The sequence below is a fragment of the Cohnella luojiensis genome, assembly GCF_004564235.1.
Classification (GTDB): domain Bacteria; phylum Bacillota; class Bacilli; order Paenibacillales; family Paenibacillaceae; genus Cohnella; species Cohnella luojiensis.
Genome location: NZ_SOMN01000062.1, coordinates 1 through 6,979, shown reverse-complemented (window position 1 = coordinate 6,979; position 6,979 = coordinate 1). Strand labels below are relative to the sequence as shown.

The following is a 6,979-nucleotide window of genomic DNA, read 5'->3' as shown; positions in this document are numbered from 1 at the left end:
TTAATAGATCTACCAATCCGAACAGAGATTAAACACTTCTCTAACCCAAGGTCCATACAGATCTTGTGAATGATTTCACACCTTAACTATATCAAAAAAACTGTCTTGACATCTTGTAGCACTATAACCCGCCGTAAAAACGGGGAAACCTATACAGTTAAGTATATCTTGCAGGAAAACAAACAAAGGGATATGACCTGCAAGGCTCATCGACGTGATTAGGGTCAGGATGGATGGAATAGAATGTGCAGATAACTGAGGGAAGTCTCGTAGTTTCCTTTACGCAAACGTGGACAAGGTAGGGGAGGTATAACCTTAAAGGGAAAGCCGAATCGATGGGCTGCGAGATGGCGGATCGTTCCGTAGTAGCGAGTAAATCCGAGCCGATGAAAGCTGGTAACAGTCTGGAGGGTAAAACTCGGATGAGTTTGCGCAGGAGAAAAAAAATCTTAGTCGCATAACCTGCTTCCACTTCAAAAGAGGGAAGACAGAGGCAAAGGGAACGTGCTTCGTCAAAGTCTGTGAGTTTACGTGAGTGGAGATCGTAAACGCCTTAAACCAACGAGGGTAGCTCCAAGTGGGTGCGTCCCCGCCAATGGCGAAAGAACGCCAACGGATAGAGGGCTACTGGCGACCTGAGTACACGGCGGGCGAACAGGAGCGATTGGCAATGAGTCTAAGACGCATTCGTCTCGCCGTGGAACAAGCAAGGAATCGATCATCTGTAGCGGAAACAAGATCAGCTTGGTGAGTAGCGTTAAAGGTGGTGAAACACCATGAAACCGAAACGACGATATTACTCTCTAATCGATAAAGTTTACCAAATAGAAAATCTATACGAAGCATGGCTGTCCGTGAAGAAGAACCAAGGAAGCGGCGGAATCGATGGCGTAAGCATTGCCATGTTCGAGAAGAACGTTAGCATGAACCTAAGGGAACTCCGGAGGCTACTGCAACAAGGTCGGTACAAACCCGATCCGGTCAGACGACATCACATCGAGAAGGAAAATGGGAAATTAAGACCGTTAGGCATTCCCACGATCCGAGATCGCGTATGTCAGCAGGCGGTACGCCAAATCATCGAGCCGATTTTCGAACAAGACTTCTACGCCTACAGCTTTGGCTTTCGTGCGGGATACTCGGCACACCAAGCAATAAATACGATTCGACGCGCGAAACGCGGCGGATACGAATATGTGGTTGACCTGGATATCATGTCTTTCTTCGATGAAATTCCACACGAATTACTGATGGAGAAAGTACATGAGAGAATCACCGACGGAAAAGTGCTGACGCTCATTCGCGGATGGCTAACGGCTGGTGTCATGGAAGATGATCAGTTCCATGAAACGGAAATCGGGTCTCCACAGGGTGGGAATTTGTCGCCATTGCTTGCGAATTTATACTTGAACCATTTCGATTGGGTGATGAAGGAGAAGGGATTTGCCGTAGTTAGGTATGCAGACGATGCCGTTATTCTTTGTAAAACAAAAGAGCAGGCAGAAGAAGCATACCTAGAGGCAAAAACCATCCTAGAAAATGAACTACGACTGAGAATGCACCCTGAGTAAACAAAGGTTGTGCACTTCGATGAAGGATTTCGCTTTCTAGGATTCGACTTCTGGAAGGACTATTTGATACTTCCTAACGCTAAAGTGCAGAAGTACAAGAATAAAGTCCGAACGATTACCCGCAGACAACAAGGGAATAACCTTGATGGAATGCTCAAGAAACTAAATGAAATTGTCCGAGGGTTTGGTAACTATTTTGGCTTAGGGAACGTAAAGAAGAAGTTTCAAAGGTTGGACCAATGGACGCGCATGAGGGTTAGAGCATTTATGCGCCAAAAGAAATCTACGGTTTCTAATTCACTGATTCCGAACAAAGTTTTGGAATTGGCGGGAATGGTATTTCTAACAAGCTTACTCACCACAAGTTCCTAATTCAGGAATGAAATAGGCGCAGTCCGGCGACGGATGAAGAGAACTCATTCCTGAAGATGGGGAACTGACGAAGGAAAGCCGTGTGCGGGAAATCTGCATGCACGGTTTGACGGGGAGTCCGAGGGAGTAATCCCTCGTCTTACCCTACTTTTAATGCCACAGAGGGGAGTAAGTTTGTTGGCTAAAATACGGGAATCGGGTATAGAGAGGATTTTATTAAAATTAGGAGAGAAAGACCTTATTTCAAAGTTGGTTAATCAATTATCGGGTAGTGAGTTAAACACGCTTTTGTTGAAGGTATTCAGTGAAAAAGCAAAGGCTTATTCTCCGAGTGACTTATTGAATAGGTACCAGGAAAATCGATTCGTTCATCCTGCAAAAGTAGATGTGTTTAAGTTAAAACAGTTAGAACTGGATATTTTGAAGATTGCATTTGATAACTGCGTTTCTCCGATACAGCTGTCACCTGTTGCTCCACTTGGATCAGCTTCTATAGTAGGTGAAGTAGATCAAAACAATGTTATTTCTTCGTTGAGAGGTACTGAGGTTGTGTCGGACGCAACCAATTTAATTGCTCTTCATATTAGCGAATTAATTCAATCCAAGAATTATTCAAGAGGCGAGCTGATTCGTTTTTGCACAACACACAGACATACACGTGCACAATTCTTTGGTAATGAACCTGGGATGCTTCCTCATTTTCATTTGTTCTGCAACGTCACAGCAGGAGTTGACAAAGGTTCATATTCATTTGAAAAAGAATCATTTTGGGAGCATGTTATTTTGTATCGAAATATTTTTAATACAATTTTTGATTCTGAAATCGAGATAATAATGAGTGAACGGGGTGGTTATAAAGATTGTTCAGGACTCATATCCAGAGTTATGGATTACGGAGAGCAGAATAATATTTCAGTAAGCATCGGTGAGCCATATAAAGAAAACCAATATTACAAGGGTTTTCAGTTTACAATTAAGACTGTCATTAATGGTGTTGTCCATTTCATTGGCGATGGCGGACTTGTTGACTGGACGCAAAAGATGATCGGTAATAAAAAAGAGCGATTACTCATTAGTGCAATTGGATTGGATCGGTTATTACTTTAGGAGCAACCTCTCAACTAATGAGGAACTATACATTAACGGCTGCCGCAGGGGCGACCGTTATTACGTTAACGGGCAGATTTGCAGAGCAATCAAAGCATTTTAAAGGGAGGGGTTATAATGCGTAGTGAGCAGGAAATGATGGATTTGATAATAAATGCTGCAAAGGAAGATGAGCGGATCAGGGCTGTCCTTATGGTTGGTTCCCGGGCTAACCCCAGTGTTCCAAAGGATAAATTCCAGGATTATGACATTACCTATTTTGTGAAGGATGTAAAACCATTTTACAATAATACTGAATGGATTGGAGAGCACTTCGGCAAGCCAGTCATAATGCAGATGCCGGAAAACATGACTCTGCTACCCCCTGCTGGTGATGGTCATTTTACCTATTTAATGATTTTTGAAGATGGAAACCGTATTGACCTGAGCATAGAATTTACACCTTATATCGATGATGGAGAACCTGCTATAACTCTTCTGGACAAGGACGGGTTTTTGCCCCTGCTACCGACTCCTAACGACAAACACTGGCATATCAAGCCTCCGACCGAAAAGCTATTTGCAGACTGCTGTAATGAGTTCTGGTGGTGCTTGAACAATGTAGGTAAAGGTATAGCCAGGCATGAAATGCCCTACACCATGAAGATGTTCAATGACTATGTAAGGGATATGCTCAATAAAATGCTTGAGTGGTATATCGGCGTAAACACCGGCTTTTCAGTCTCTGCCGGAAAGTTCGGTAAATACTTCAAGAAATACCTGCCCGCAGATTTATATGAAATGTATTTAAATACATACTCCAATGCTGATTACGATAATCTATGGACTTCGGTATTCACTGCCTGTGATTTGTTTCATACCGCAGCACTGCACGTTGCAGAGCACAGCGGGTACCGCTACAATCAAAGCGAAGAAAACGGGATGATAGGTTATTTGAACAAAATCAGAAGTAAAGATGATGTAGCAATTTTTATTAATTATGATGACGACTGGAAATGATTCAGAGTTTAGGTCGCTTCAAATTTTTAACGTATGATAACATTCCGCTAACGGATACGATTGCGCAACAACACAAGGCTGCCGACAATTTGGCAGCCTGTTCATCTAATGGGCAGGAAAGCAAAATTAACGATGAATTCGTCGATAGGTGGGGGTAGAATGTTACGAACTCTTAAAGGGAGTCTTCCTTCTGACAAAAGAATTGCTGGTGTCCACTGCATACCAATAACTGAGGACGGTTCGATCGTTATGGTATGGGATAAGAATGAAAAAGCCCTAACTACCGTCGGGGGAAGGCTTGAAAATAATGAGGATATTATTACTGCTTTGGATCGTGAGACTATCGAAGAAGCAGGAATTATTTTAGAATCCCATCGAATGCCTATTGCTTCGTGGTACTGGGAAAATACAGATACATACACCATTTTCGTTATGGCCAGAGTCAAGGAATATGCAATCATGCCTGAAGGTTTTGAGAAAACAGGCAGGGTAATCATGAATTTTGAAACTGCTCGCCAGATCATATCTAAAATAGAAGGAGACGGTTTTAGAATTGCACTCTTAGCGTTAGCTGAATCGGTATATGATCAGTTATTCAAAAATTGATTTTTCTAAGCCAACGCCAAACGAATGTAGAAAGCGGTTGCTAAGGCAACCTTTTATTAAAGTAACGGGAGTTTTATGTAGGGATGGGTATTGCTCGTTATATTCTTGGATTCATTGGAAGAATGAATGGGGAGGTTTAAAAATAAGAAGAACGGAAGGATACGGAGGGATAAAGTTGTTTATTTCTAAGATTTTAATGAGTTTGGTTCTTTGGTTTTCTTTAAATACAGGTTATGGTCCAATTGAGAACAATAAAATAGGTCCGATTTCGAAAAGTGGGTGATTAAGAAAGAACTCAACAATTTTCAAAGAAGCACTCCTTTACAGCCTGTTAATTTACGAAGCAAAAATTATCTATTTTTCTCAATACATGAACTTTCGGTTATAAGGCAACAGACTGACTTAATGACTGAATATAACTCCTACGCGGGTGTAGGCATACTCGGAATGATATTTCCAACTTCAACTCCTAGTGTTGATGGCAAGCAGTCCCCAGTATTTTAAGTTCGTTTCTTAAGCTATCGGTTACGATAGTAGAAGAGGAGCATACAATCGTAGCTCCTCTTTTCTTTATCAAGCTAAAGGGAGGATAGTTTAATCATTTCGCTAATACTTCAAATGTTCTGGAGGAGTATTAAGTATGGAGCCTTCTAAGTTAAGGCCAATATAGTATTTCAGTAGATCGGAGGGAATTAGGGTTATGTTATATCGTACACTAGGTCCGACCAACGTGAAAATTCCGGTGATCGGTCAAGGAACGTGGAAGTTCGGTGAGGACAAGAGCAATTCTAAGCGGGAAATTGAAGCTTTACGGTTTGGTATAGAAAATGGGATGACATTGATTGACACTGCGGAAGAGTACGCCAATGGAGGATCCGAACGCATAGTGGGAGAAGCCATAGCAGACGTTCGCAAGGATGTTTTCCTTGTTACAAAAGTATCAGCGAAGAATTGTTCATTTAAAGACGTTATTCAGGCAGCAGAATCCAGTTTAGAGCGACTGTATACGTCTTATATTGATTTGTATTTACAGCACTGGCCGAGTCAGCAGTATCGGGTCGAAGAAACGATGCTTGCCATGGCTGAGTTGCTCGAAAAAGGTTTAGTGAAGCATGTGGGAGTAAGCAATTTCAATTCTGAACTCATGTTAGAAGCTCAAAATGCTTTGGGCAAGCATCCGTTGGTTTGTAATCAAGTAGGGTATCATCTCAACGACAGACGTATAGAGGATTTTATATTACCTTATTGTCGACGAAATGAAATCACGGTCATGGCTTATTCTCCTTTTGGCTATGCACCCGGGGTATTCGGGCAACGCGGGTTTCCCGAGGAGGGTACAGCAGAGCGAGAAATATTAGAGAATATCGGCAAAAAATACGGGAAAACAGCGTATCAAGTTGCTTTGAACTGGGTAATTCGCGAGGAAGGGTTAGTCGCTATACCAAAAGCGGCTAATAGGGATCATATTCGAAATAATCTTGACGCAATAGGTTGGGAGCTTGAGTTAAATGACCTTGAGCAAATTAATCGTGCATTTCCCAGATTGTCACCCTAAGGGGAACCAATAAAGGAGAAGATAGTCGATCCATCTGTGTAGTAATGGTAAAATTAGAAATGGTTGAGGTGTAGAATGTGATCATTGTTGATTTGATATATTGCGAGGGAGGAAACGGATATGCAAGCAAATGAACAAATCAAAGTGGAAGAAAGACTGGAAGACATTACGGGTATAACTTGTATTTACGTACCAGTAAATGATGTTTACGAGTCTATTAATGGTACCAAAAGAATTTAGGGTACCAACCTGCAAACAACGACCGTGTTGAGCCTGGGATGGTGATGGCTGTTTTGAATTTTCCCGATCGGAATGGAAACCTGCCTTCACCTGGTTTAAGGCAAGTTGTACCAGCTCTGTTCCTTCACAAATCGGACGAAGAAAGTGGTCGATTACGCTTTTCATGGTCATTGGACAACGGCAAACCCCATGCAATGGCATGTTTCATTACTCCACGGATCCAAGAGCTATTTGAACGTTTCAAGGAAAACGGAGTGAATATTTTAGAAGAACGTGTGACAAGCGGACCAAACATAACGTTCGCTGATCCCGATGGTAACATATGGGAAATTTGGCAACCATAATCGATTAAACAGATCTATTACGCTATCGGATACGATAGTGAAATGGCGGTTGCTTAGGCCAATGTCATTAAGTTAAGCTCAAAGACAAGACCTGGAATTAAAATGAAATCCGAAACGGCATGGGGAAAAGCCCTGTGTCGTTTGTTTTTTTGGTCCAAGCAAGGAATAAGCGTACAGCAAACAAA

Annotated in this window: 7 protein-coding genes; all 7 read left to right on the top strand. The window is 42.0% G+C overall.

The features are described from left to right. Positions 1-776: 776 nt before the first annotated feature. Positions 777-1,571, top strand: coding sequence for a group II intron reverse transcriptase/maturase (gene ltrA / locus E2980_RS23415; protein WP_135154624.1), 795 nt, complete (start codon positions 777-779; stop codon positions 1,569-1,571). A gap of 9 nt (positions 1,572-1,580) precedes the next feature. Further along, complete coding sequence (locus E2980_RS25225; protein ID WP_135154623.1) at positions 1,581-1,943, top strand: group II intron maturase-specific domain-containing protein; 363 nt, start codon at positions 1,581-1,583, stop codon at positions 1,941-1,943. 177 nt (positions 1,944-2,120) lie between these two features. After that, positions 2,121-3,050: a hypothetical protein gene (locus E2980_RS23405; RefSeq protein ID WP_135154622.1), complete on the top strand. Its 930-nt coding sequence runs from the start codon at positions 2,121-2,123 to the stop codon at positions 3,048-3,050. A gap of 117 nt (positions 3,051-3,167) precedes the next feature. Further along, positions 3,168-4,049 (top strand): aminoglycoside 6-adenylyltransferase, encoded by an 882-nt coding sequence (locus tag E2980_RS23400; RefSeq protein ID WP_135154621.1) that lies wholly within the window; start codon positions 3,168-3,170, stop codon positions 4,047-4,049. A 159-nt stretch (positions 4,050-4,208) separates the two neighbouring features. Beyond that, positions 4,209-4,655: an NUDIX hydrolase gene (locus E2980_RS23395; protein ID WP_135154620.1), complete on the top strand. Its 447-nt coding sequence runs from the start codon at positions 4,209-4,211 to the stop codon at positions 4,653-4,655. A 700-nt stretch (positions 4,656-5,355) separates the two neighbouring features. Then, positions 5,356-6,210, top strand: a complete 855-nt coding sequence (locus tag E2980_RS23390) for an aldo/keto reductase (protein WP_135154619.1) — start codon at positions 5,356-5,358, stop codon at positions 6,208-6,210. 278 nt (positions 6,211-6,488) lie between these two features. After that, complete coding sequence (locus E2980_RS25220) at positions 6,489-6,794, top strand: VOC family protein (protein WP_420808673.1); 306 nt, start codon at positions 6,489-6,491, stop codon at positions 6,792-6,794. The last annotated feature ends 185 nt before the right edge of the window (positions 6,795-6,979 follow it).